Consider the following 21,356-nt stretch of genomic DNA (forward strand, 5'->3'; position numbering starts at 1 on the left):
ATGATCATCACTGAAACCCGAGGCCGCGTCGGCCTGATCACGCTCAACCGCCCGGAGGCGCTCAACGCGGTTAACGCCGCGACGATGGAGGAGGTCGTCGCCGCGGTGCGCGACTTCGATGCCAACGACGAGATCGGTGCGATCGTGCTCACCGGTTCCGAGAAGGCCTTCGCGGCCGGCGCCGACATCAAGGAGATGTCCTCGCGCGGGGCTACCGACATGTACACCTCCGACTGGTTCGCCGGCTGGGACGAGCTGACGCGGGCGCGCACGCCGCTGATCGCCGCGGTCAGCGGCTACGCCCTCGGCGGGGGCTGCGAGCTCGCGATGATGTGCGACTTCATCATCGCCTCGGACACCGCCAAGTTTGGCCAGCCCGAGGTCAACCTCGGCGTCACACCGGGCATGGGCGGGTCGCAGCGCCTCACCCGCGCCGTCGGCAAGGCGAAAGCGATGGAAATGTGCCTCACCGGCCGGATGATGGACGCCCACGAAGCTGAGCGCGCGGGCCTGGTCGCCCGCGTCGTCGACGCCGCCGATCTTCTCGATTCCGCCCTGGAGACCGCCGAGACCATCGCAGCGAAATCGCTGGTGGCCACCACCATGATCAAGGAGCAGATCAACGCCGTGGGGGAGACGTCGCTGTCGCAGGGCCTGCTGTTTGAGCGCCGGACGTTCCACTCGATCTTCGCGTCCAACGATCAGAAGGAGGGCATGGCGGCGTTCGTCGAGAAGCGAGAGGCGAAGTTTAGTAACTCTTAGTTCACTGAAATTAAGTAAAACGGCCCGTGGGGTGGGTGCGCGGCGGTACAGTAACCACAAAGACCGTCCAGCTTGGAGTTTCTATGCCGCCTTTGCTACCCCGTGACCACCTCGCTTCCATCCCTTACCCGCACGCCGACATCCTCGGCATCGCCGACCAGCTCAGCGCCGAGGAGCAAACCCGCCTGCACGACATCCACGAGTTCCTCCAGACCGAGATCGCTCCGGCGGTCGGGGAGTACTGGGACCGCGACGAAATGGCGTTCGACCTACTGCCGCCGCTCGCGCGCCAGGGCTTGGGCGAGATTGAGCTCAGCGGCACCTCGCGGCTTTTCCGCGGGCTGGTCTACGCAGAGCTGACGCGTTGCGACGTCTCCCTGTCCACCCTCGTGGGCATCCACAACGAGCTGGTCGTCGGCATGATCGACGCCCTCGGCTCGGACGAGCAGAAGGAGCGCTGGCTGCCCGGGTTGCGCCGCTTCGAGGCCGTCGGCTGCTTCGCGCTGACCGAGCCCGAGCACGGCTCGGACATCGCCGGGGGATTGTCCACCACCGCCACGCGCACCGACGACGGGTGGGTCATCAACGGCGCGAAGCGGTGGATCGGGGCGGGCACGTTCGCCGACTTCGCCATCATCTTCGCCCGCGACACCGTCGGCGGAGAGATCCGCGCGTTCATCGTCGAGCTCGACCGCGACGGCGTGAAGGCGACAAAGATCGAGGGCAAGATGGGCCTGCGCATCATGCAAAACGCGAACATGACCTTCACCGACGTTGTCATCCCGCACGACAACGCGGTGCCGGGGGCGCAGTCGTTCGGCAACGTCAACGACTTCCTCTGCTCCTCGCGCGCCTGGGTGGGGTGGCAGGGAGCCGGGCTGCAGCTCGGCATCTTTGACAAGGCGCGCGAGTACGCGGTCAGCCGCGAGCAGTTCGGCCGGCCGATCGCGAAGTTCCAGCTCGTCCAGGAGCCGCTCGTGCGCATCCTCGGCAACGCCACCGCCTCGCTGTCCATGATGGCGCAGGTCGCGCGGATCCAGGAGCAGGGCCGCCTAGAGATGCCGTTCGCGGCGCTGGCGAAGGCGACAACGACCCGCCTCGCCCGCGAGTCCGCGGCGCTGGGCCGCAGCATCGCCGGCGGCAACGGCATGATCACGCAGCACGGGCTGTCGAAGATGATGGCCGACGCCGAGGCAATTTTCACCTACGAGGGCACCTACGACATCAACTCACTCATTGTCGGCCGCGCCATCACCGGCGTGTCCGCATTCGTTTAACCACAAGGGGAAATAACACATGGATCTTCAAACAACGTCAGCGGTAGTTACGGGTGCGGCCTCGGGCCTGGGCCAGGCAACGGCGCGCGCGCTCGCCGAGCGCGGAGTGGCCGTGACCGGCTTCGACCTGCGCGCCGGTGAGAGCATCGAGGGGGTGCGCTACGAGGTCGTTGACGTCACCGACGCCGCCGCCGTCAGCGCCGCCGTCAAGCGCGCGGCCCAGGACGCGCCGCTGCGCGTCGCTGTCAACTGCGCGGGCATTGCCCCGTCGGCACGCATCGTCGGGCGCAAGGGCACCCACGACCCGAAGGTGTTCGCCACCACAATCAACGTCAACCTGATGGGCACGTTCCACGTGCTCACGGCCGCCGCCGAGGCGATGGCGGGCACCGAGCCCATCGACGGCGACGGCCAGCGCGGCGTTGTCATCAACACCGCCTCCGTCGCGGCCTTCGAGGGCCAGGTCGGCCAGGCCGCGTACGCCGCCTCCAAGGGCGCCGTCCACGCCCTGTCGATCACCGCCGCGCGCGACCTCGCCTCGCTCGGCGTGCGCGTCAACGCGATCGCACCGGGCATCGTGGCCACCCCCATGATGGAAGGCATCACCCCGGAGTTCCGCGCCGAGCTGGAGGCAAACGTCCAGTTCCCGCGCCGTCTCGCGCGGCCCGAGGAGTTCGCGCAGCTTGCGCTCAGCATCATCGACAACGACTACATCAACGGCCAAACCATCCGCCTCGACGGCGCGCTGCGCATGCCGCCGCGCTAATTAGGAGCCTTCTTATGAGCACAACCATCCATCATTTCATCGGCGGCGAATCCTCCGCCGGCGCATCCGGGCGCACCTCACCGGTGCTCAACCCGAACACCGGCCAGACGCAGGCCGAGGTCGTGCTCGCCAGCGTTGACGACGTCCACGCCGCGATCGCCGTCGCGCAACAGGCGCAGCCCGCATGGGCGGCGCTGAACCCGCAGCGCCGCGTGCGCGTCATCATGGAGTGGATCCGCCTGATCCACGCCAACCTCGATTCCCTGGCGCGCACCCTGTCGCTGGAGCACGGCAAGACGCTTGCCGACGCCAAGGGCGACATCCTGCGCGGCGTCGATGTGCTGGAGTTCTGCCTGGGCGCCCCGCACCAGTTCAAGGGCGAGTACTCGAGCCAGGTCGGCTCGGGCATTGACACGTTCTCGCTGCGCCAGCCGCTCGGCGTGGTCGCCGGGATCACCCCGTTCAACTTCCCGGCGATGATCCCGCTGTGGAAGGCGGGCCCGGCGCTGGCCTGTGGCAACGCCTTCGTGCTCAAGCCCTCGGAGCGCGACCCCTCCGTACCCGTGCGGCTCGCGGAGCTCTTCATCGAGGCGGGCGGGCCAGCGGGCGTGTTCAACGTCGTCCACGGCGATAAGCAGGCGGTCGACGCCCTGTTGGATTCCGACGTGATTAAGGCGGTCGGGTTCGTCGGCTCGACGCCGATTGCGAAGTACATCTACGAGCGCTGCGCCGCCACGGGCAAGCGCGCCCAGTGCTTCGGCGGGGCGAAAAACCACGCCATCGTGCTACCGGACGCCGACATCGACGCCACCGCTGACGCGCTCGTCGGCGCCGCCTACGGTTCGGCGGGCGAGCGCTGCATGGCGCTCTCCGTCGTCGTGCCTGTGGGCGAGGAGACCGCCGACCGGCTTCGCGACGCCCTCGTGGCGCGCATCCCCTCGCTCACGGTCGGCCACAGCCTCGACCCGGAGGCCGACTACGGCCCGCTGGTCAGCGCGGATTCCCTCGCGCGGGTGCGCCGGTTGATCGCCGAGGGCGAGGACCAGGGTGCCGAGCTGGTCGTCGACGGCCGCGGGATCGACACCTCGTCTTCCTCCTTCGACGGCGACGGCCTTTCAGGCGGCTTCTTCGCCGGCCCGACCCTGTTCGACCGCGTTGAGGCGTCGATGAGCATCTACACCGAGGAGATCTTCGGGCCGGTGCTGTGCATGGTGCGCGCAGACACGCTCGAGGAGGCGATCGCGTACCCGAACGACAACGCTTACGGCAATGGCGTGGCAATCTTTACCTCCCACGGCGGCGCGGCGCGCGATTTCCTCACCAACGTCAACGTCGGCATGGTGGGCATCAATGTGCCCATTCCGGTGCCGATCGCGTACCACACCTTCGGCGGCTGGAAGGCCTCCGGGTTCGGCGACTTGAACCAGCACGGCCCGGATTCGTTCCGCTTCTACACCAAGACCAAGACCGTTACCACGCGCTGGCCGGACGAGACGTCCGCCGGGCCCGAGTTCACGATTCCGGTGATGAGCTAATGACTGCAGTTGCGTTTATCGGCCTGGGAAACATGGGCGGCCCGATGGCCGCCAACCTCGCCCGCGCCGGGCACGAGGTCATCGGCTTCGACGTGGTGGATCGCCAGATCGAGGGTGTGAGCATCGCTGAGACCGCGGCGCAGGCCGCCGAGCGCGCCGAGGTTGTCATCACAAGCCTCCCCAACGGGGCGCTGGTCGCGCAGGTGGTCGACGAGCTGCTCGCGGCGGATTCCTCGCCGCGGCTGCTTATCGACGTCTCTACCATCGCCGTCGCCGAAGCTCGCGAGCTGGCGCAGCGCGTCGCCGTTGCTGGGTCGCGCTTTCTCGACGCCCCGGTCTCGGGTGGTATTGCCGGGGCGAGCGCGGGCACGCTGGCGTTTATGGTCGGCGGCGAGGCCGAGGACTTTGAGCGCGCGAAACCGCTACTGGGCGCGATGGGGTCGTCGATTACGCACTGCGGCCCCGCCGGCACGGGCCAGGCCGTCAAAGCCTGCAACAACATGATCTTGGCGGTGCACCAGATCGTGCTCAGCGAGGCCCTTGTGCTCGGCGAGCGCCTAGGTTTGGACCCGCAGGCGTTCTTCGACGTCGTATCTAACGCCACCGGAAACTCGTGGGCGCTCAGCGTCAACGCCCCAGTCCCCGGCCTTGTCGAGGGCTCTCCGGCGAACCGCGATTTCGAGCCGGGATTCGCGTCGACGCTTATGCTCAAGGACTTGGGGTTGGCGATGGAGGCAGCGCAGCAGACGGGCACAGAGACGGTGCTGGGTCGCATTGCGGCGACCCAGTACGCGCAGTTCGTTGAGGGCGGCAACGGCGGAAAAGACTTCTCCGCCATCATCAACAAGGTCAGGGACGCTTAGTCCGCAACGAGCGGCTCCATCGTGAGCTGCGGGTTTTCCTTCTCCACGAAGGCGAGCTTCCACTTGTCGCCGAACAGGGCGATGAGCTCGCCGTCGGTGCGGGTGAACACCTCCACGCCGCGCTGGCGGCCAAGCTCGGCCGCGGACTCGGCGTCGGTGCGCCGCGCGACGGAGTAGGGCACGGGCTCGGTGATGGTTTCGACGTTGTACTCGTTTTCCATCCGGGCCTGCATGACCTCGAACTGCATTGGGCCGACCGCCGCCATGACGGGGGCGGCGTCGCCGCGGGTGTCGTTGCGCAGGATCTGCACCACGCCCTCGGCGTCGAGCTGCTCGAGCGCCTTGCGGAACTGCTTGTACTTGCCCAGCGACTTCGCGCGCAGCGTGCGGAAGTGCTCCGGGGCGAACTGCGGCATCGGCGGAAACTGCACCTTGCGGCCCGCGTAGATGGTGTCACCGGGCGCCAGCGACCCGGCGTTGACCAAGCCGATGATGTCGCCCGGGAAGGCGGTGTCCACGGTGTCGCGGGTGCGGCCGAACACGGTCAGCGCGTACTTGGTGGAAAACGTGCGCCCGGACTGGGCATGGGTGACCTGCATGCCGCGGTCGAACTCGCCGGAGACGACGCGCATGAACGCTAGGGAGTCGCGGTGGTTCTTATCCATTCCGGCCTGGACCTTGAACACCACGCCGGAGAAGTCGGCGTCGAGCTCGCGCGGGTTGTCCAGCGACTCGCGCTGTGCCGGGGCGGGCGCGATGGCGCACAGGGTGTCCAGGATCTGGTGCACGCCGAAGTTGAGCATGGCGGAGGCGAAGATCACCGGCGAGGTGACGCACTGCTCGAAGAGCTCTTGGTTGTGCACGGCGCCGTCGGCGGCCAGTAGCTCCGCCTCCTCGATCGCCCTTTCCCAGGCGTCTTCCTCCTTCGCTAGGGCCTCGTCGGGGCTGTAGTGTTCCTCGGGTGCGATGGTGGAGCCGCCGGCGGTGCGGATGAAGCGGATGTACTGATCGGCCTCGCCGTCGTCGTCTATGTGGGCGAGTCCGCGGAAGTCGCCCGCCTCACCCACCGGCCAGTAGAGCGGGGTGGGCTGCAGGTCGATTTCGGTGACGATCTCGTCGATAAGCTCGAGCGGCTCTCGGCCCACGCGGTCCCACTTGTTGATCACGGTGACAATCGGCAGGCCGCGTGCCTTGCACACGCGGAAGAGCTTGAGGGTCTGCGGCTCGAGGCCCTTGGCGGCGTCGATGAGCATGACCGCGGCGTCGACGGCGGAGAGCACGCGGTAGGTGTCCTCGGAGAAGTCGGCGTGGCCGGGGGTGTCCACGAGGTTGATCACGTAGGGCTCGGGCGCGGTGGAGTTCTCGGGGAGGTACTCGAATTGGAGCGCGGACGAGGCGATGGAGATGCCGCGGTCTTTTTCCATCTCCATCCAGTCGGAGACGGTGGCCTTGCGGTTTCCCTTGCCGTGGACGGCGCCGGCCTCGGAGATGACGTGCGCGTGGAGTGCGAGCGCCTCGGTGAGGGTGGACTTGCCGGCGTCGGGGTGGGCGATTACGGCGAAGGTGCGACGGCGCGCCGCCTCGGAAAGAGTGCTCATAATTGCACCAGAATAGCCCGTGTATAGTGGAACACGATAATTGTTGACGCATCAACATCGGAGGTTTACGTGACCATCGGAATCATTCTCGGATCAACCCGCCACGGCCGCGTGGGAGAAGCGGTCGCCCACTGGGTCGATGAGGCAGCGCAGGCCCGCGAGGGCTTCGACTACGCCTTGATCGACCTAATCGATTTTCGCCTTCCGCTTTTCGACGCCGAAACGGTCCCCATGGCCGCCAACAAGAGCTACGACTCGGCCGAGGTGACGCGCTGGTCCGAGGCGATCGACGCCTGCGAGGCCTTCATCTTTGACACCCCGGAGTACAACCACTCCGTCCCGGCGGCGCTGAAAAACGCCGTCGACTCGCTGGGCTCCGAGTGGTCCGGCAAACCCGTCGCGTTCGTCGGCTACGGTGCGGTGGGCGGCGTGCGCGCGGTCGAGCACTGGCGGCAGATCACCGCGAACTTCGAGATGCCCAACGTGCGCAACCAGGTTGCGGTGTCGATCATGACTGAATTCCCCGAGGGCCGCTTCACCCCCGCGCCCTACCAGGCCGACGCACTGACCGCGGTGTTCGACGACCTCGAGGCGCTAATTACCCGCCTGCGCTAGCGCGCGTGAATCTCGTTTTGCGCCGCGGTCAGGCCCTTCTCCACGATCAGGCGCACGGCCTCCGCGGCGAGAGAGATCTGCTCGGAGATGTCGCCCTCGATGTCGGAGAGCACGTAGTCCACCACCGCGGTCCCCGCCGGCGGGCGCCCGATGCCCAGGCGCACCCGCAGGTAGTCGCGCGTGCCCAGGTGCTCAGTGAGCGATTTCAGCCCGTTGTGTCCGTTCTCGTTGCCGCCGCGCTTGAGCTTCACCGCGCCCGCGGGCAGGTCGAGCTCATCGTGGCACACGATGATGTGCTCGGCGTCGATCCCGAGCCTGCGCGCCAGCGGGGCGACGTAGTCGCCGGAGCTGTTCATGTACGTCGTCGGCTTAACGCACTTCGCGCCCTCGGGGCAGGTCAGCTCGTCGATGACCATGTAGCCCACGTTGTGGCGGGTCGCGGCGTAGCGCTGCCCCGGGTTTCCGAGGCCCACGATGAGCCATTGCACGCTTGTCGACGCCTCCCGGGCGAACAATTTCCTCACAAAATCCAACACGTCAGAAGAATATAGTGCTTAGCGCACCCGCGTCGTGTTCTCGATAGCTCCAAGCCCGTCGATCTCGACGCGGACCACGTCGCCGTCCTTCAAGTAGGACTGCGGGGTGCGCGCGTGTAGTACGCCCGCCGGGGTGCCGGTGGCGATGACGTCGCTGGGCGCGAGCGGGTACAGGTGCGAGATGAAGGAGACCAGGCGGACGGGCGAGAACACCAGATCATCGGTCGGGGCGGACTGCATGAGCTCGCCGTTGAGGTAGGTGCGCAACCGCGGGCCCGGCGTCCACTCGGTGTCGAGCCACGGGCCGAACCCCGCGGTCTTTTCCAGGGATTTTCCCTGGTGCCACTGCTGGGTGCGCTTCTGAAAGTGGCGCTGGGTGTAGTCGTTGATGATGCTGTAGCCGGCGATGCAGGCGGTGGCCTCAGCGTCGTCGACGTGGCGTGCGTGGGCACCGATGATGACGGCGAGCTCGCCCTCGAAGTCGAGCGCACCGGCGTTGAACTCCGGCACCTCGGCGTCGTCAAAAGCGCCGATCAGCGCGTCGGCGAACTTCACAAACAGGGTGGGCACGTCGGGTTGCTCGTGGCCCATCTCCTCGATGTGCGCGGCGTAGTTCAGGCCGACGCAGATGATCTTTTCGGGCCGCACCACGATGGGCGCCACCTCGAGCGGGTTAAATTCCACGTCCGGGCCGGGGCGCGTGGCGATCGCGCGCCACTCGGGGTTGCGCAGCAGCTCGCCCACGTCGGCGTAACCCTCGATGAGGGTGGCGCTGCGTAAGTCGTTGACACGCGCGGCGGCGGTGCCCGCCGCAGTCCGCACCGTGGCGAGTCTCATGAAAGGCCCTCTAACAGGTCGGCCGCGTCGGCGGCGATGATCGGCAGCTCCTCGGCTTCCTTCTTAGTAAAGGGCCGCAGCACGTAATCGGCCGGGGCCATGCGCCCGGGCGGGCGGCCGATGCCCACCGCCAGTTTGTTGTACTCGCGCGTGCCCAGCGACGCGGAGACCGACTTCAGCCCGTTGTGACCGTGGTCGCCACCGCCCACACGCAGCGAGACCTCGCCAAAGCCGAGATCCAGCTCGTCGTAGATGACGTAGATCTCGGCCGGCGAGGCCTTGTAGTACCCGGCGAGGGCCTTGACAGGCCCACCCGAGACGTTCATGTACCCGCGGGTACGTGCGAGCACCCGGCCGCCGCTGAGCTCGGCGACCTCGGTGTTCGTCTTCTTGTGCACGCTAAGACGCGCACGTTCTCTGTCGAGCAGCTCCTCTAGGACGAGCACGCCCGCGTTGTGGCGCGTGGCGGCGTACTTCGTACCAGGGTTGCCGAGCCCGACAATGAGAACAGTCACGAGTAAGAAGTTTACTCGGATGCGCCCTCGTCACCCTCGCCACCATCGGCGATTTCGACGGTGCCCTCAGCCTGGTCCTCGTCGGCGTCGGCGCCAGCCTCAGCGCCGCCAGCCTCGGCCTCAGCGGCAGCTTCCTCGAGCTCCTCGTCCTCCTGGAAGTAGGTGACGTTGACCACGAGCGCCTCCGGGTCGGAGGTGAGCTCGGCGCCGGCCGGCAGGGCAACGTCGGATGCGAAGATCTGGTCGCCGATTTCCTTGCCCTCGATGTTGACGACGATCTCGTCCGGGATGTTGAGCGCGTCGACCTCGATCTCGAGCACGTCCGTCTCCTGCAGGACGACAGCGTCGGCCACTGCCTCGCCCTCGGTGATGACCGGGACCTCGACGGTAACCTTCTCGCCGCGCTTGACGCCGAGCAGGTCGATGTGGTCGATATCGAGGGTGAGAACGTTCTGGTCAACGTGCTTGACCATGCACAGAAGCTGCTTGCCATCGACCTCGAGCTGGAGGATGGCGTTGGTGCCGTCGTTACGCACGAGGGCGGTCATCTCGATGCGGTCGACGGAGAAGTGGACGTTCTCGATACCGGATTCGTAGAGCACGCCGGGGATCTGGCCGTCGCGACGCAGGCGGCGGGATGCTCCCTTGCCGAACTCTTCGCGCTTGTTCGCCTTGACGACGGGAGGGGTAGTAGCCATGTGTATCTCCTTGAAGATATGTGACTGGCCACAGGAAAAACCTGCGACCAACAGGATAAGAAAAAGTCTTCTCGTCGAGTGATCGCAGGCAAATAAGTTAGGCAATCGCGTCGATAACGGCCCCACAATGGGGAGCCCTCGCCGAGACGGCCTTATTTTAACAGGGGCACTGGCCCGGGCAAAATGCCCTAGGCCTGGCCCTCGAACAGGGTCGTCACCGAGCCGTTTTCGAAGATCTCGCGGATCGTCTTCGCCAAAAGCGGAGCGATCGAGAGCACGGTGAGGTTATCCCAGCCCTCGGTGTTCTGCGGCAGAGTGTCGGTGGTGATGACCTCCTCGGCGCCGCACTGGCTGAGGCGCTCGCGGGCTGGACCCGAGAACACGCCGTGGGTGCAGGCGATGAGCACGGACTTCGCGCCGGCGTCTTTGAGCACGCCGACGGCGCCGGCGATGGTGCCGCCGGTATCGATCATGTCGTCCATCAGGATGCAGTCCTTGCCCTCAACCTCGCCGACGACGCGGTTGGACACGACCTTGTTGGCGGCGTCGATGTCGCGGGTCTTGTGGACGAACGCCATGGGGGCGTCGCCAAGCGTGTTGGCCCACTTCTCAGCCTGCTTCACGCGGCCGGCATCGGGGGAGACCACGCAGAGGTTGTCCAGCGAGTACTTCGACTTGATGTACTCGGTGAGGATCGGCATGGCGTGCATGTGATCGACCGGGCCGTCGAAGAAGCCCTGGATCTGGTCGGTGTGCAGGTCGACCGAGACGATGCGGTCCGCGCCGGCGGTGGCAAACAGGTCTGCGACGAGGCGCGCGGAGATCGGCTCGCGGCCGCGGTGCTTCTTGTCCTGGCGCGCGTACGGGTAAAACGGCACGATCGCGGTGATGCGCTTCGCCGAGCCGCGCTTGAGCGCGTCGATCATAATGAGCTGCTCCATCAGCCACTTGTTCAGCGGCTGGGCGTGGGACTGCATGACAAAGCAGTCGGCGCCGCGCACGGACTCCTCGAAGCGGATGAAGATCTCGCCGTTGGCGAAGTCGCGGGCCGTGGTGGGGACCAACTCGATGTCGAGCTCCTTGGCCACGGCCTCAGCGAGGTCGAGGTGGGCGCGCCCGGTAAAAACCTTGAGGTCTTTGAAGGTTTGGGTGGAGTATCCGGTCATGTGGCGATCCTTTACTTCTCTTCCTTGGCTGCCGCTGCTGCCGCTGCCGCGTCTGTCCCTGGGCGTTTCTTCTCCACCCAGCCCTCGATGTTGCGCTGACGGCCCTCCTTGATGGCCAAGGCCCCGGCGGGCACGTCGTCGGTGACAACAGTACCCGCGCCGGTGTACGCGCCGTCACCGACGGTCACCGGCGCGACGAAGGTCGTGTCGGAGCCGGCGCGCACGTTGTTGCCGATCGTGGTGTGGTGCTTGTTCACGCCGTCGTAGTTGGCGAAGACGCTCGAGCAGCCGATGTTGGAGTTGGTGCCCACGGTCGCGTCGCCAATGTAAGTCAGGTGCGGGATCTTCGAGCCGGCACCGATGACGGCGTTCTTCGACTCGACGAACCCGCCGAGCTTGCCGCCCTCGCCGAGCTCGGTGCCGGGGCGGATGTAGGTGAACGGGCCGACCTGGGCGTTGGCGCCGATGACGCTGAGCGAGCCTTGGGTGCGGGTGACCGTCGCGCCGGGGCCGACCTCCATGTCGCGCAGGGTGGTGTCCGGGCCGATCTCGGCGCCGTCGCTAATCACCGTCGATCCCCAGAGATGGGTGTTCGGGTGGATCACGACGTCCGCGCCGATCTCGACGTCCACGCCGATCCAGGTGGTGTCGGGGTCGATGATCGTCGCACCGCCGCGCATCGCGCGCTCGACGAGGCGGCGGTTGAGCTCCTTGCCGGCCGCGGCGAGCTGGACGCGGTCGTTGACACCCGCGAGCTCGCGCGGGTCGGGGGCGGTGAACGCGGTGACGGTGCGACCGTCGCCACGTGCGATGGCGAGCACGTCGGTGATGTAAAGCTCGCCCTGGGCGTTGTCGGAGGTGATGCGCGTCAGCGCGTCGCGGAGCACGGCGCCGTCGAAGGCGAACACCCCGGAGTTGACCTCGGTGACGCGCTTCTGCTCGTCGTCGGCGTCTTTCTCCTCCACGATGTCGACAACGGCGCCGCGCTCGTCGCGGATGATGCGGCCGTAGCCGGTGGGGTTGTCGAACTCGAGGGTGAGCACCGTGACGGCGGCCTGGGCGTTGACGTGGGCGTCGATAAGCTTTTGCAGCGTTGCTCCCTCGAGCAGCGGCACGTCGGCGTTGGTGACGACGACAGTGCCGTCGAAGTCGGGCAGCGTCTCTAGGCCGCACTGCACGGCGTGGCCGGTGCCGTTTTGCTCCTCCTGGACGGCCTGAAGGATCTCGATGCTCATCTGCTGCGCGATCTCGTCGACCGCGGGGGAGACCTGCTCGCGCTGGAACCCGACGACGGCGACGACGTGGCTTGGGCTGACCGCGGCGGCGGCGTGCAGCGAGTGCGACAGGAGGCTTCGCCCGCCGATCTCGTGCAGCGTTTTTTGCGTGGCCGATTTCATGCGGGTGCCCGCGCCGGCCGCAAGGACGACGACAGCACACTGATTCTGCTCAGTCATGGTTTAAAGCATAACGCTAGGCCGAGACGTCCTTGAGGTTCCACGCCCCAGCCACGCCCGCCGCGCCCAGCACGGCGAGAAAGATCAGCGCGGCCTGGGTGCCAAAGACCGCGACGGCGGAGCTGATCGCGCCCGCGACGAGCATAACCACGCCCATGATCGTGTTGGATGCGCCGGTGATCAGGGTGCGGCGCTCCCCGTCGGCCATATCCACCAGGTAGGTCTTTCGGCTGACGCGCACCGCGGTGTGCGCGAGGTTGACCGCGAAGAACCCGGCCGGCATGACAATCGCATTCACGCTTGACGACGCAAAATCAGCGCTCAGGACCAAAAGCACAATGACGATGGAGGCGACCGCTGCGGCCCAGGCCATGGTGAGCTTGGAGGACTTGTCCGACCAGATCCCGGAGATGCGGCCGCCGAGCAATGCGGCGCCGCCGGAGGCGATGACGAAGGCACCGAGGCTGGACAGGTCTGAGCCCTGCTCCTGGGCGAGCACCACGATGAACGGGGTGGACAGAGCTGTGACCAGCATCAACGAGCGGACCACGAGGAAGTTGCGCAGCTCCTTGTCCTTGGTCACTAGCTCCCAGGTGACGGCGAGCCAGTTATCGTCATCGACGGTCGTGTCGTGCTCGGCTTCTGGTTCGCGGATGCCCTGGAACACCAGCGAGGCAAAACCCCAGGTCGACGCGCCGACGAGTAGTAGTGCCGCGATCATCCAGCGGGGCACTTCGTTGGGCAGCAGCGTCAGCGCCAGGCCGATGGCGAGGGTGAACGCGCCGGACAGCGCGGTGGCGCGGCCGGTGATCAGCCCGCGCTTGCCCTTGTCGATCGTGCGCCCCTGGACGTCTTTGCCGGCGATGGAACACAGCGCGCGGAACACGCTGAGCGCGGCGAGGCACACGATGACAGCGAGGCCCAGGGCGACGCCGCTGAGAGTGGCGGCAGCGGCCGCGATGCCCACGCCGGAGAGGGCCTGGCCCCACGAGCCGAGCAGCCACACTCGCTTGCGCTTCGGCTTCGAGCTGACCCAAGGGCTCAGCGCCGCCTGCGGCAGCATCGAGCCGGACTCGCGGATCGGCACCAACAGGCCAGTGAAGAACGCGGGCACCCCGGCGACGGTAAACAGCCAGGGCAGAAGCGTTTTCGCGGCGACGATTTGGTCACCGATGCCCTGCAGGCCGTTGGCCCAGATGAACCGCGTCGCGTTGTGTTTCTGGTGTTCCACCCCGATTAGGTTACAGCTTTGGTGCGGCAATCTGAGGTGAACGATGTGCGTTGGGGTTTTCTCGTCTGCCGTCGGTTGACTGGGACATTCCACCGCCCAAGATGTCACGGTGAAGCCGACCCGGAAACCCGCGACCTGGGGTTTTACATCGTGACACCTATTGACCGTGACTTTTCACCGCCCGAGACGTCACAGTGAAGCCAATACGAAAACCAGTGACCTGGGGTTTTGCGACCCGCCACTGGTTGACCGTGACATTCCACCGCCCGAGATGTCACAGTGAAGCCGAAACGCCGACCCGCGACCTGGGGTTTCACAACCCCCCAAAACGTCGACCGTGACATCCCACCAACGCCCACCCGGGAACAGATCTGAGCGACAAAAATCAAGACACCGAAAAAACCGCCATCAACTAGCGAAAACCCCGCTAAAAAACAAAGCTTCCCCACCAGGACTCGAACCTAGAATGACGGTACCAAAAACCGTAGTGTTGCCAATTACACCATGGGGAAATATCAGGCGATAGTGTAGCGCACGCGCCCGCAAGTAAGGTATTGGGCATGGCTCGACAGCGTATGACCGGTTCGCAGCGCCGGGAGCAACTCATCGGTATCGGACGGTCCGCTTTCGCGGAGCGGGGATTCGACGGCATTTCGGTAGAGGAGATCTCCTCGCGCGCCGGGGTGTCCAAGCCCGTGGTCTACGAGCACTTCGGCGGCAAGGAGGGCTTGTACGTCGCGGTGATCGAGGAGGAGCAGGCGCGGCTGTTCAACGCGATTTTGTCCTCGATCGGCGAGGGCCGTTGGCGCGAGCGCATTGAGCGGGGCATCCTCGCCCTGCTGAGCTACGTTGAGGACCACACGGACGGCTTCGTCATCCTCGTGCACGGCCAGATGCCGGGCGGCGAGCACTCCTACTCCACGTTGCTCAACACGCTAACGGTGCAGGTGTCTCACCTGCTCGAGGAGGCGTTCCGTCACCGCGGGCTGAACCCCAAGCTCGCTCAGTTGCACGCGCAGGCGATCGTGGGCGCCGTGTCCATGACCGCTCTGTGGTGGTTGGATCAGCGCTCGCCGGATAAGTACGCTGTGGCGACCCATGTCGCGAACCTGTGCTGGAATGGGCTGGCTGGGCTGGAGGCGCAGCCGAAGATTATTCACACTGTGAAGGGAACTGAGTAACACCACTATGACCACCACCGTGCCCGCATTGGGTGGGCTGCTTACTGTTGCGCTGACGGACCCGAAGCTCAAGGGCCTGCTGAGCAATATCGGCCAGGATCATCTCCACGTCATGGGGATCGACCAGACCCGCCCGTGGGCCGCGGCCGCGTTGTCGCGCGAGCTCCCGGTGCTGTTGGTCACCGCGACGGGGCACGAGGCCGAGGATCTCACCGCGGAGTTGGCGGCGCTGATCGGACCGGAGAAGGTCGCGCATTTCCCCGCGCTGGAGACGCTGCCGCACGAGCGGCTCTCCCCGGCGGCGGATGTGGTGGGCAGGCGCTTCAAGGTCTTGCACGAGATGCCGCGGGTGATCGTCGCAGCTGCGCGCGCGGTGTGCCAGCCGGTGTTGCCGGTCATCGACCCGATCGTGATCGCCCGCGATAACGAGTTCGACTTCACGCAGCTGACGGAGTCGATCGCGCGATTCGCGTACGAGCACGTCGACATGGTGGCAAAGCGCGGTGAGTTCGCGACCCGCGGCGGCCTAATCGACGTTTTCCCAACCACCGCCGAGCACCCGGTGCGCATCGAGTTCTGGGGCGACGAGGTCACGGACATCCGCACCTTCGCGGTGGCGGATCAGCGCGGCATCGACGAGGTCGACTCCGTCGAGCTTTTCCCCGCTCGCCAGTTGCTTATCGACGACCCCGTGGCCGCACGCGCCGACGAGCTCGCCCGCGCGCACCCGCAGAACGCCACGCTCGTGCAGATGCTGACCCGGATTTCCCAGGGGCACCACGCCGACGGCATGGAGGCGCTCATCCCGGCGCTGACCGACAAGCCCTTCCAGGTGCTTCCCGAGCTGTTGCCGAAGGGGTCGATCGTGCTGGTCACGGCGCCGGAAAAAGTCCGCGCCCGCATCGAAGACCTTGAGGTCACCGACAAGGAGTTCCTCGAGGCCGGCTGGGAGGCGGCGGCGATGGGGGCGGAGGGTCCCGTCGCGGTGGAGGGGCTCGACGTCTCGGCGTCGTCGTATCGCTCCTTCGAGTCGCTGCGCGTCTCGACGCTTAAGGCGGGCAGTAGCTGGTGGACGTTCGCGCCTCCCGGCATGTTTGCCGCAGACGACACGGCGACCCTGCCGCTGGAGTTCGAACCCGCGCCCGCCCCGAAGGGCGATCCGAAGGCGATCGAGCAGCTCTTCGCCACTGTCAAGCTGCACGTGCAGAGCAACAACGGCACCGCCGCCTTCGTCGCCCCGGCCAAAGGCACGGTGGAGCGCTTCGCTGAGCGGCTGCGCGAGCACGGGATCTCGGCGCGCATCGCCTCGGACGGGCTCGAACCGGTGACCGGCCAGGTCACGCTCTACCAAGCGTTGTCGCACGCGGGTTTGGTGTTCCCGGGGCCAAACATGGTCGTTGTCACTGAGACCGATGTGACAGGTAACCGCGTAGGCGATATCGCGGGCGCGAAGCGGCGCGCCCCGCGGCGGCGCAACAGGGTCGACCCGCTCGCGCTGAGCCCCGGCGATTACGTGGTGCACGAGACCCACGGCATTGGCCGGTTTGTAAAGATGGCCGAGCGCACCGTCCACACGGGCGACGAGGACTCGCGCCGCGAGTACATCGTGCTTGAGTACCAGCCGGCGAAGCGCGGCCAGCCCAACGACCAGTTGTGGGTGCCGATGGAGTCGCTGGACTTGCTGTCAAAGTATTCCGGGGGCGAGCAGCCGTCGTTAAGCAAAATGGGCGGCTCCGACTGGAAGAGCACCAAGCGCAAGGCGCGCGCGGCGGTGCGGGAGATCGCGGCTGAGCTGGTGCAGCTTTACGCCAAGCGCCAGGCCGCGCCGGGCCACGCGTTCGCGCCGGACACGCCGTGGCAGGCGGAGATGGAGGACAACTTTCCGTTCGTGGAGACGGAGGACCAGCTCCTCGCGATCGACGCGGTTAAGGACGACATGGAGAAGCCGACGCCGATGGATCGGGTGATCGTGGGTGACGTCGGCTTCGGCAAGACCGAGGTCGCGGTGCGCGCGGCGTTCAAGGCGGTGCAGGACGGCAAGCAGGTCGCGGTGCTCGTGCCGACCACCCTTCTGGCGCAGCAGCACTATTCGACGTTCTCCACCCGCATGGACGGCTTCGGCGTGACCATCCGCGAGCTGTCGCGTTTTACCTCGGCGAAGGAATCGAAGGAGACGCTCGCTGGGCTTGCCGACGGCTCCGTTGACGTCGTCATCGGCACCCACCGCCTGCTGGCTACCGGCGTGCAGTGGAAGAACCTGGGCCTCATCGTGGTCGATGAGGAGCAGCGCTTCGGCGTCGAGCACAAGGAGCACATCAAGGCGCTAAAGTCACACGTCGACGTGCTCACCATGACGGCGACGCCAATCCCGCGCACCCTGGAGATGTCGCTGACCGGGATCCGCGAGATGACGTCGATCACGACTCCGCCGGAGGACCGCCACCCGGTGCTGACCTACGTCGGCCCGCAGGAGGATAAACAGATCGCGGCGGCGATTCGGCGCGAGCTGCTGCGCGATGGCCAGATTTTCTACATCCACAACAAGGTCGCCGACATTGAAAAGGCCGCGCGGCGCGTGCGCGAGCTTGTCCCCGAGGCGCGCGTCGTGGTGGCGCACGGCCAGATGTCGGAGCAGCTGCTCGAGCAGACGGTGCAGGGGTTCTGGAACCGCGAGTACGACGTGCTTGTGTGCACCACGATCGTGGAAACGGGCCTGGATATCGCCAACGCCAACACCCTGATCGTGGAAAACGCCCAAAACATGGGCCTGTCCCAGCTGCATCAGCTGCGCGGCCGCGTCGGTCGTTCCCGCGATCGCGCCTACGCCTACTTCCTGTATCCGAAGGACAAGACGCTGACCGAGACTTCGTACGACCGCTTGGCGACGATCGCGCAGAACAACGACCTGGGCTCCGGTATCGCGGTGGCGCAAAAGGACCTGGAGATGCGCGGCGCCGGCAACGTGCTGGGCGCGGAGCAGTCGGGGCACATCGCGGGTGTCGGCTTCGATATGTATGTCCGGCTCGTTGGGGAGGCCGTCGATACGTACAAGGCGCTGATGACGGGAGAGACGGTGGATGCCACCGACCAGGGCCCGAAGGAAATCCGCATCGATTTGCCTGTCGACGCCCACATCCCGGACACCTACGTCAACTCCGAGCGCCTGCGTCTGGAGATTTACCGCAAGCTTGCCGAGTCACGCAATGACGCCGACTTGGCGACCGTCACCGAGGAAATGGTCGACCGCTTCGGCCCGCTCCCGCGCGAGGTCGAGCACCTCGTTGCCGTAGCCCGCTTGCGCCAGCAGGCCCGTGTCGCCGGGGTGTCTGACATCTTGGTGCAGGGCTCGCGCATCAAGTTCCAGCCGGTGGAGCTGCAGGACTCGAAGCAGGTGCGGCTCAAACGCCTGTACCCGGGCGCGAACTACCGCGCCGCGGCCAAGGCGCTGCAGGTGCCGCTGCCACGCGCCGCCGCTGGTGTGAATCAGCCGACCCTGCGCGATACCGAGCTTGTGCAGTGGGTGTCCGACTTCCTTGCGGATATGTTCGGGGTGGACAAGAAGGTGGTTACTGCGAGCGAGTAAAGTGTGTGCTCACGCCCCTATAGCCCAATCGGCAGAGGCAGTCGACTTAAAATCGATTCAGTGTGGGTTCGAGTCCCACTGGGGGCACCCAACGCACAAGGCTCGAACCTTGGCCCGAGGAATCAAGGGCTGGGGTTCGGGCCTTGTCGGCGTTCTCTGCCCAGGTGAGCGCGTCGGCGTTGACCTCGGGGTCGAGCAGCATCTCGAAGGGCCGGTTGTTCTCGACGCGCAGTTCGTCGTCCTCCTCGATGTAGACCTTGGTGAAGAAGGCCTGGTTGCACAGGCGCCGGTTGGCGTCGTCGCAGCGGGCGTAGATGTCGGCGCAGTTCTCCAACAGGTTCAGGGCGTCGTCCAGGTGCGCGCGGGCGTCGGTGTACTCGCCGTGGTGGGCGTCGAGGCGGCGGTTCACCTGGTCGAGTTCTCCGGCGATGCGGTCTTGTTCCCGTTTGAGGACGGCGAGCGGGATCGCGTCGGCGTAGTGGGCCTGCATGAGCCGGTCTTGCTCGTGCTCCAGGCGGTCGCGGTTCGCGGTGAGCTGGGCGAGTTCGTCGGCTTCGGCGGACATCAGCCGGTCGAACTCGTGGTGCAGCATCCCGGCCAGAGCTTCGCGTCGGGCGGGGGTGAGTTGCACGCGCTGGTAGTAGTTCTCGATCAAGTGCTCGACGTCCTCGATGAGGATGGCCTGCCTCGTGCAGTCGGTCCGCTTGGAGTGCCGCCCTGAGCAGACGAAGTAGGGGTAGACGTTGCCGTGTCGGTTCTTCGCGTTTGACACGATGAGGCGGGACCCGCAGGCCCCGCAGTAGACGGTGCCTTTCAGGTAGTGGTCGTGCACCTGGGTTGCCTCGGATGCGCTCTTGTGCGCGGTGAGGACGGACTGCACCTGGTACCAGACCTCGGCCGGGACGAGCGGCTGGTGCGCACCCTTGTAGGCGACGCCGCGGTAGATCACGTCGCCCTTGTAGTACGGGTTCGTCAGCATTCGGTGTACCGAGGACACAGCGAGCGGTTTCGAGGGCCGCTTCGGGGTGGGAAGACTGACCAGCCCTCGCGACGTCAGCTCGTCGTGGATCTGGCTGACGGTCCAGTTCCCGGAGGCGTATGCCTTGTATGCCCACTCAATCAGCGGTGCCCGGTCGGGGTCGAGCTGCACCGTGCGAACTTCGCGGCCGAGCTCGTCGCGGGAACGGATGTTGAGGTAGCCGATCGGTGCCTTGCCGACCGTGCCGCCGGTGGCGGCTTTCTGCGTCATGCCCTTGATGACCTCGGTGGCGAGATTGCGGGAGTAGAACTCCGCGATCGTGGACATGATGCCGTGCAGCAGCATCCCGCTGGGGGTCTCGTCAATGTTCTCGGTCGCGGAGACGAGCATGACCCCGGCCTCCTGCAAGGCGAGGTGGATCGTTACGTCGTCGGCGCGGTTGCGGGCGAGCCGGTCGACCTTGTGGACGATGCAGTACGCGACACGGTTGCGCTTGACGTACTGGATCATCCGCATCAGCTCGGGCCGGTCGGCCTTGCGGGCGGACTCGCCCGCGTCGATGAACTCCTTCACGATGACCGCGCCGAGCTGTTCGGCCTTGCGGCGGTTGGCCTCGCGCTGGGCGGGAATGGAGAAGCCTTCATCGGTGCCGCCCTTCTCGGCTTGCTCCTTGGTGGAGACGCGCAGGTAGGACACCGCGAGTGCGGTGCCCTGGGGCGGTTCGATGAGACTGCGCACCGGGTCTGGAGTGCGCGCGGACGTGGTACTCATGGGGGCCTGCTCTCACGAAATCTCGGCCCTCGCGCTCGGGCTGAACGCCCGAGGGGTGCTGATCGTGAGAGGAAGCCCGAAAGCTCTAGGACTAGGCCGGAACGGCCACGTAAACGTTGCCCGCCGGAGCGGGGTTTGGGACCACAACACCACGTCGACGCGAGGCTTGCTTGTGCTCGATTCTACCCGGATGCCTGGTCGGCGACCATTGCCGGACGGTAGGTCTCCGGTATTGCGGCGGCGCGACGCTCGGCGCGCGATCGGCCGGTCTCCTGCAAGGTCAGCCGGATCAGAACCTCGGCGAGCTTGTGCAAGTCGGCGTCCTCGCGATGTACCGCGCGTACGGAGAATGAACGGTCCTCATAGCGGCGCCGGTCGGTCTTCTTGACGTAGGTGCCCATCAGTCGCGCAACTCCCCAGTGGCAGGGTCGAGGCCGGCGTAGAACTCGTCCTCGGCCTGCTTGCGGGCGGCGACGTCATCGAGGACGAACTGCACGAAGTCCTCGTCGCGGTTGGCGATGATCCGGTCCTCGACGGGCTCTGCCGGGTCCTCGCCGGGCCAGACGGTCTGCCGGGTGGGGCGGTCTCGGTCGAGGCGGGTGCCGCAGGCGGCGACCCAATCCCTGAGCCGCTGTCTGGCGTCGGCGAAGTCGCGGTGCCAGCCCAGCGGCGCGGAGGCGTTCTGCTCGCTGTCGTAGGCGGCCAGCCAGTGCAGGTGCAGGGCCGAGAGCTCCCAGACGAGCTCGGGGTGGCGGTGCCAGAACGGCGGCACCACCGATGCGGGCAGACCATATGTCGTGCGGAGCCAGTTGACCCACTTATTCAGCTCCAGCCACTCGGCCTCGGCTTCCTCGCTCGTCAGGAGGTTCCAGTTGATAGGGTGCGGCGGCTCGGGCAGCAACGACCCCTCGAACTCCTCGGGCGCCTCATCGAGGTCGGGCTCGTCACCCAGGTCCGGCGCGTCGCTGTCGTTCTCGTTCATCATGGTC

General features: G+C 66.3%; 19 protein-coding genes and 1 tRNA gene. 9 read left to right on the top strand and 11 right to left on the bottom strand.

Annotation, left to right across the window (positions count from 1 at the left end):
• The 5 genes from RIU96_RS06140 (at position 1) to mmsB (ending at position 5,203) form a co-directional block, all read left to right on the top strand.
• Complete coding sequence (locus RIU96_RS06140; protein ID WP_144317210.1) at positions 1-762, top strand: enoyl-CoA hydratase; 762 nt, start codon at positions 1-3, stop codon at positions 760-762.
• 83 nt (positions 763-845) lie between these two features.
• Positions 846-2,039 (top strand): acyl-CoA dehydrogenase family protein, encoded by a 1,194-nt coding sequence (locus RIU96_RS06145; protein ID WP_259898183.1) that lies wholly within the window; start codon positions 846-848, stop codon positions 2,037-2,039.
• A 19-nt stretch (positions 2,040-2,058) separates the two neighbouring features.
• Positions 2,059-2,805: an SDR family NAD(P)-dependent oxidoreductase gene (locus RIU96_RS06150; protein ID WP_311204775.1), complete on the top strand. Its 747-nt coding sequence runs from the start codon at positions 2,059-2,061 to the stop codon at positions 2,803-2,805.
• Between the two features lie 14 nt (positions 2,806-2,819).
• Complete coding sequence (locus RIU96_RS06155) at positions 2,820-4,340, top strand: CoA-acylating methylmalonate-semialdehyde dehydrogenase (RefSeq protein WP_144690236.1); 1,521 nt, start codon at positions 2,820-2,822, stop codon at positions 4,338-4,340.
• The gene (mmsB, locus tag RIU96_RS06160) at positions 4,340-5,203 is read left to right on the top strand and encodes a 3-hydroxyisobutyrate dehydrogenase (RefSeq protein ID WP_311204776.1); all 864 of its coding nucleotides are present in this window, start codon (positions 4,340-4,342) and stop codon (positions 5,201-5,203) included. The genes RIU96_RS06155 and mmsB overlap by 1 nt, the downstream gene beginning before the upstream one ends.
• Here the strand turns inward: mmsB and RIU96_RS06165 are convergent.
• Positions 5,200-6,801, bottom strand: a complete 1,602-nt coding sequence (locus RIU96_RS06165) for a peptide chain release factor 3 (RefSeq protein ID WP_311204777.1) — start codon at positions 6,799-6,801, stop codon at positions 5,200-5,202. The genes mmsB and RIU96_RS06165 overlap by 4 nt on opposite strands.
• Before the next feature lie 69 nt (positions 6,802-6,870).
• Here RIU96_RS06165 and RIU96_RS06170 point away from each other — a divergent pair, with 69 nt between their 5' ends.
• Entirely contained in the window at positions 6,871-7,416 is a 546-nt protein-coding gene (locus tag RIU96_RS06170) for an NADPH-dependent FMN reductase (RefSeq protein WP_144317205.1), read from the top strand.
• Here RIU96_RS06170 and pth (RIU96_RS06175) read toward each other — a convergent pair.
• The 7 genes from pth (RIU96_RS06175) to RIU96_RS06205 form a co-directional block, all read right to left on the bottom strand.
• A complete protein-coding gene (gene pth / locus RIU96_RS06175) occupies positions 7,413-7,949 on the bottom strand; it encodes an aminoacyl-tRNA hydrolase (RefSeq protein WP_375543118.1) in 537 nt (178 codons plus the stop codon). The two genes, RIU96_RS06170 and pth (RIU96_RS06175), sit on opposite strands and share 4 nt — an antisense overlap.
• Positions 7,950-7,970: 21 nt before the next feature.
• Positions 7,971-8,789: a fumarylacetoacetate hydrolase family protein gene (locus RIU96_RS06180; RefSeq protein WP_136649982.1), complete on the bottom strand. Its 819-nt coding sequence runs from the start codon at positions 8,787-8,789 to the stop codon at positions 7,971-7,973.
• Positions 8,786-9,304: an aminoacyl-tRNA hydrolase gene (gene pth / locus RIU96_RS06185; RefSeq protein WP_136649983.1), complete on the bottom strand. Its 519-nt coding sequence runs from the start codon at positions 9,302-9,304 to the stop codon at positions 8,786-8,788. The genes RIU96_RS06180 and pth (RIU96_RS06185) overlap by 4 nt, the downstream gene beginning before the upstream one ends.
• 11 nt (positions 9,305-9,315) lie before the next feature.
• Entirely contained in the window at positions 9,316-10,002 is a 687-nt protein-coding gene (locus tag RIU96_RS06190; RefSeq protein ID WP_144317204.1) for a 50S ribosomal protein L25/general stress protein Ctc, read from the bottom strand.
• Between the two features lie 188 nt (positions 10,003-10,190).
• Positions 10,191-11,168: a ribose-phosphate diphosphokinase gene (locus tag RIU96_RS06195; RefSeq protein ID WP_136649985.1), complete on the bottom strand. Its 978-nt coding sequence runs from the start codon at positions 11,166-11,168 to the stop codon at positions 10,191-10,193.
• Between the two features lie 11 nt (positions 11,169-11,179).
• Positions 11,180-12,622 carry a bifunctional UDP-N-acetylglucosamine diphosphorylase/glucosamine-1-phosphate N-acetyltransferase GlmU gene (gene glmU / locus RIU96_RS06200; protein WP_144773361.1) on the bottom strand — a complete coding sequence of 481 codons (1,443 nt, stop codon included), beginning with the start codon at positions 12,620-12,622 and terminating at the stop codon, positions 11,180-11,182.
• Between the two features lie 16 nt (positions 12,623-12,638).
• Positions 12,639-13,853 carry an MFS transporter gene (locus RIU96_RS06205; RefSeq protein WP_144773359.1) on the bottom strand — a complete coding sequence of 405 codons (1,215 nt, stop codon included), beginning with the start codon at positions 13,851-13,853 and terminating at the stop codon, positions 12,639-12,641.
• Between the two features lie 560 nt (positions 13,854-14,413).
• Here RIU96_RS06205 and RIU96_RS06210 point away from each other — a divergent pair.
• From RIU96_RS06210 to RIU96_RS06220, 3 genes are all read left to right on the top strand, one after another.
• Positions 14,414-15,034 (top strand): TetR/AcrR family transcriptional regulator, encoded by a 621-nt coding sequence (locus RIU96_RS06210; RefSeq protein WP_170228600.1) that lies wholly within the window; start codon positions 14,414-14,416, stop codon positions 15,032-15,034.
• A 7-nt stretch (positions 15,035-15,041) separates the two neighbouring features.
• Positions 15,042-18,617, top strand: a complete 3,576-nt coding sequence (mfd, locus tag RIU96_RS06215) for a transcription-repair coupling factor (RefSeq protein WP_311204778.1) — start codon at positions 15,042-15,044, stop codon at positions 18,615-18,617.
• 13 nt (positions 18,618-18,630) lie between these two features.
• Positions 18,631-18,704 (top strand) — tRNA-Leu (locus tag RIU96_RS06220).
• On the opposite strand, the gene RIU96_RS11970 is transcribed toward RIU96_RS06220, so the two are convergent.
• From RIU96_RS11970 to RIU96_RS06240, 3 genes are all read right to left on the bottom strand, one after another.
• Positions 18,664-20,367, bottom strand: a complete 1,704-nt coding sequence (locus RIU96_RS11970; RefSeq protein ID WP_144318553.1) for a recombinase family protein — start codon at positions 20,365-20,367, stop codon at positions 18,664-18,666. The two genes, RIU96_RS06220 and RIU96_RS11970, sit on opposite strands and share 41 nt — an antisense overlap.
• Positions 20,368-20,549: 182 nt before the next feature.
• The gene (locus RIU96_RS06235) at positions 20,550-20,768 is read right to left on the bottom strand and encodes a hypothetical protein (RefSeq protein ID WP_144317201.1); all 219 of its coding nucleotides are present in this window, start codon (positions 20,766-20,768) and stop codon (positions 20,550-20,552) included.
• Positions 20,768-21,352 carry a hypothetical protein gene (locus RIU96_RS06240; protein WP_211346259.1) on the bottom strand — a complete coding sequence of 195 codons (585 nt, stop codon included), beginning with the start codon at positions 21,350-21,352 and terminating at the stop codon, positions 20,768-20,770. The genes RIU96_RS06235 and RIU96_RS06240 overlap by 1 nt, the downstream gene beginning before the upstream one ends.
• Positions 21,353-21,356 lie beyond the last annotated feature (4 nt).

Source organism: Corynebacterium sp. Z-1, assembly GCF_031844665.1.
Classification (GTDB): Bacteria; Actinomycetota; Actinomycetes; order Mycobacteriales; family Mycobacteriaceae; genus Corynebacterium; species Corynebacterium sanguinis.

What these genes read in the sequence shown, in the direction of transcription:
- RIU96_RS06140 (WP_144317210.1), top strand. Translation starts at nt 1, where the DNA reads ATGATCATCACTGAAACCCGAGGCCGCGTCGGCCTGATCACGCTCAAC.
- RIU96_RS06145 (WP_259898183.1), top strand. Translation starts at nt 846, where the DNA reads ATGCCGCCTTTGCTACCCCGTGACCACCTCGCTTCCATCCCTTACCCG.
- RIU96_RS06150 (WP_311204775.1), top strand. Translation starts at nt 2,059, where the DNA reads ATGGATCTTCAAACAACGTCAGCGGTAGTTACGGGTGCGGCCTCGGGC.
- RIU96_RS06155 (WP_144690236.1), top strand. Translation starts at nt 2,820, where the DNA reads ATGAGCACAACCATCCATCATTTCATCGGCGGCGAATCCTCCGCCGGC.
- mmsB (WP_311204776.1), top strand. Translation starts at nt 4,340, where the DNA reads ATGACTGCAGTTGCGTTTATCGGCCTGGGAAACATGGGCGGCCCGATG.
- RIU96_RS06165 (WP_311204777.1), bottom strand. Translation starts at nt 6,801, where the DNA reads ATGAGCACTCTTTCCGAGGCGGCGCGCCGTCGCACCTTCGCCGTAATC.
- RIU96_RS06180 (WP_136649982.1), bottom strand. Translation starts at nt 8,789, where the DNA reads ATGAGACTCGCCACGGTGCGGACTGCGGCGGGCACCGCCGCCGCGCGT.
- RIU96_RS06190 (WP_144317204.1), bottom strand. Translation starts at nt 10,002, where the DNA reads ATGGCTACTACCCCTCCCGTCGTCAAGGCGAACAAGCGCGAAGAGTTC.
- RIU96_RS06195 (WP_136649985.1), bottom strand. Translation starts at nt 11,168, where the DNA reads ATGACCGGATACTCCACCCAAACCTTCAAAGACCTCAAGGTTTTTACC.
- glmU (WP_144773361.1), bottom strand. Translation starts at nt 12,622, where the DNA reads ATGACTGAGCAGAATCAGTGTGCTGTCGTCGTCCTTGCGGCCGGCGCG.
- RIU96_RS06210 (WP_170228600.1), top strand. Translation starts at nt 14,414, where the DNA reads ATGGCTCGACAGCGTATGACCGGTTCGCAGCGCCGGGAGCAACTCATC.
- mfd (WP_311204778.1), top strand. Translation starts at nt 15,042, where the DNA reads ATGACCACCACCGTGCCCGCATTGGGTGGGCTGCTTACTGTTGCGCTG.
- RIU96_RS11970 (WP_144318553.1), bottom strand. Translation starts at nt 20,367, where the DNA reads ATGAGTACCACGTCCGCGCGCACTCCAGACCCGGTGCGCAGTCTCATC.
- RIU96_RS06235 (WP_144317201.1), bottom strand. Translation starts at nt 20,768, where the DNA reads ATGGGCACCTACGTCAAGAAGACCGACCGGCGCCGCTATGAGGACCGT.
- RIU96_RS06240 (WP_211346259.1), bottom strand. Translation starts at nt 21,352, where the DNA reads ATGATGAACGAGAACGACAGCGACGCGCCGGACCTGGGTGACGAGCCC.